The 2,975-nt window shown below is 61.3% G+C and carries 3 protein-coding genes and 1 pseudogene; all 4 read left to right on the forward strand.

Annotated features, from left to right (window positions below; all coding sequences use genetic code 11):
- A partial coding sequence (locus ACILRN_RS16405) for a sugar ABC transporter permease (protein ID WP_395690036.1) occupies positions 1–912 on the forward strand: 912 nt, incomplete at its 5' end.
- Positions 913–924: 12 nt separating this feature from the next.
- Positions 925–1,749: an ATP-binding cassette domain-containing protein gene (locus tag ACILRN_RS16410; protein ID WP_395690037.1), complete on the forward strand. Its 825-nt coding sequence runs from the start codon at positions 925–927 to the stop codon at positions 1,747–1,749.
- Positions 1,750–1,753: 4 nt separating this feature from the next.
- Positions 1,754–2,683, forward strand: a complete 930-nt coding sequence (locus ACILRN_RS16415) for a sugar kinase (protein ID WP_395690038.1) — start codon at positions 1,754–1,756, stop codon at positions 2,681–2,683.
- Positions 2,684–2,754: 71 nt separating this feature from the next.
- Positions 2,755–2,975 (forward strand): annotated as a pseudogene (locus tag ACILRN_RS16420) (hemerythrin domain-containing protein); the annotation flags it as partial.

A 2,975-nucleotide genomic window follows, 5' to 3' on the forward strand; every position in this document is an offset into this window, starting at 1 on the left:
GCCTTTCACGGCGCGCTCATCGCCTATTTCGGCATCCCGTCATTCATCGTTACACTGGGCGGGCTGATTGTTTGGCGTGGCGCCGCCTGGTCGGTGATCCGCGGCGAGACGGTTGCGCCCATGGACAAGAACTTCAAACTCATCGGGGGCGGCATTTCCGGCATCACCCCGGGGTCGATTGGCGCAACGGCAAGCTGGGTTCTTGGCCTGCTCATCTGCGCTGCCATCGCGGCGCTCATCTACAACGGCCGCAAGCAGAGGAAGCGGTTCAACTTTGCGCTCCGGCCCGTTTGGGCTGAATATGTTCTGGCGATTGTCGGCTGCATTGTGGTGCTGGGCATCACCTGGGTGGTCAATTCCTATTACTGGCCCAAGGGCGTAGTTGATCGCTGGGCGCAACAGACGGGCATCACCGTTCCGCCTGAGGGCATCGACATTGCTTTTGGTTATTCCATTCCGGTTCTGATCGCCCTCGGCATTGGCATTGCCATGACGTTCCTCGCCAACCGGACCCGCTTCGGACGCTATGTCTACGCCATCGGTGGCAATCCTGAAGCCGCTGAACTGGCGGGCATCAATACGCGCAAGATCACCGTGCTGGTGTTCACGCTGATGGGCATGCTGTCGGCCGTATCTGCCTCGATCTCATCGGCCCGCCTCGACTCCGCCACCAATGCGCTTGGCCAGTTCGACGAACTGTATGTGATTGCAGCTGCGGTCATTGGCGGCACATCGCTGGCCGGTGGTCTTGGCACCATCTATGGCGCCATGCTGGGAGCGCTCGTCATGCAGTCACTGCAATCCGGCATGACCCTGTTGAACTTTGAATCAGCCACCAAGGATATCGTGGTGGGTTGCGTTCTCGTGTTTGCAGTGTGGATCGACCAGGTCTATCGGCGCAATGTGAAGTAAGGGGAGGGAGCGATGACTTCGAAGAGCCAGCAAAAGCATCCAGCCCGCAGCGAGCACGCCGGGCCACCGCTGATTGCAATGAAAGACATTTCGATCGCCTTCGGCGGCATCAAGGCCGTGGACCATGCCTCGATTGATCTTTATCCTGGCGAGGTTGTGGGTCTTCTTGGGCATAATGGTGCCGGCAAATCGACCCTCATCAAGATATTGTCCGGCGCCTACACGCGCGATCACGGCGAGATCTTCATCAATGGTGAAAAGGTCGAGATCAACAACCCGCGTGACGCCAAGGCGCTTGGCATCGAAACCATTTATCAGACGCTGGCGCTGGCGGATAATGTCGATGCCGCCGCCAATCTCTATCTGGGCCGCGAACTGCGCACCCGTTTCGGCACGCTTGATGACGCCGCCATGGAGGCCGAGTGCCGGAAAGTCATGGGCCGCCTCAACCCCAATTTCCGCCGCTTCAAGGAACCTGTGAAGGCTCTATCCGGCGGCCAGCGTCAGTCTGTGGCCATCGCGCGCGCCATTCACTTCAATGCCCGCATCCTGATCATGGATGAACCAACTGCGGCGCTGGGCCCGCAGGAAACCGCGCAGGTGGGCGAACTCATCAAGCAGCTCAAGTCAGAGGGAATCGGAATCTTCCTGATCAGTCACGACCTGCACGACGTGTTCGATCTTGCTGACCGGCTGACCGTGATGAAGAACGGCCGGGTTGTTGGCACGGCGCGCACCAGCGATGTCAGCCATGACGAAGTACTGGGCATGATCATCGCCGGGAAATGCCCGCCCGCTGCTGTTCCCGGCCCCGGCGCGCTGCAGGGCGCAGCTTGAGCCCGTGGCAATTCTTGACCTCGTTTCCCTGGGCGAGCCGCTCTATGAACTGAATCGCCAGCCCGAGGGCCACTATCTTCCAGGAATTGGCGGCGACACGCTCAACGTCGCAATCGCCGCTGCCCGCCTTGGCAGCCGCTGCGCCTACGTGACGAAGCTTGGAGCAGACATCTTCGCCGAGGAAATCCGGGCGGTGATGCAGCGCGAGTCGATTGATGTCTCTGGTCTTCGAGAGGATCCCGCTGCTCCAACCGGGATCTATTTCGTAACCCACGGATCAGGAGGCCACACCTTCACCTATAGGCGGGCTGGCTCTGCCGCGAGTCTGATCACGCCCGCCGAGCTTGATCCGCGTCAGATTGCATCTGCCCGCGTGCTGCATGCGTCTGGAATCAGCCTGGCCATCAGCGCCACGGCGGCAGCGACGGTGGCGGCTGCCATCGGCATTGCAAAGTCCCGCGGTGTGGAAGTTTCATTTGATACCAACTACAGGCCTCGGCTTTGGCCTGCGGCACAGGCGCGCGGGCCTATCGAGCAGGCGGCGGCTCAGGCCGATATCCTGAAGACCTCCCGGGAAGATTGCACCGCGCTTCTGGGGTTGTCCGAGCCTGGTGCGATCTGCCGCCATTTCGCAGCCCTTGGCGCGAGGGCAGTGATTGTCACGCTGGGTCAGGACGGCGCGGTGCTGAGCACAGCCGCCGGCACGGTTCAACTGCCTGGTAAGCCGGTCGCTGCCATTGACGCAACCGGGGCCGGGGACGCCTTCATGGGTGCATTGCTGGCCGAGCGCGTCCGGGGTGTACCACTTGCCGAGGCGGCTGATTTTGCCAACACGGCGGCTGCGCTCTCGACGCTGGGCTATGGCGCCATCGCACCTTTGCCTCGTCGTGCCGCCGTGGAGGCAGCACGCGTGGCAGGTCATCTTGTTGCTTGACCTGGATCAAGGCTCGGCGAGGCCTGCGCACCGAGATTTGGCCACTTGCCATCCAGAGGGTCTGTTGCCAAATGACCATTGGTCCTGCCACCCCCCGTCCGCGAAGCCCTGCCAGAAATCCGCTGGACATGATTGCCATGTGTCATGAGGCGCAAGCCGAAATGTGCGATGCGCTTGAGCATATCGCTGACGGCCTGCCAGACGACATCGATCGGCGATTGTGTGCCCGGCTGGCTGGCTGGTTGCAATTCGATCTGGCGCTGCACCACCATGATGAGGAAGAAGCCCTGTT

It is taken from the genome of Aestuariivirga sp. (genome assembly GCF_044238155.1).
In the GTDB taxonomy this organism is placed as follows: domain Bacteria; phylum Pseudomonadota; class Alphaproteobacteria; order Rhizobiales; family Aestuariivirgaceae; genus Aestuariivirga.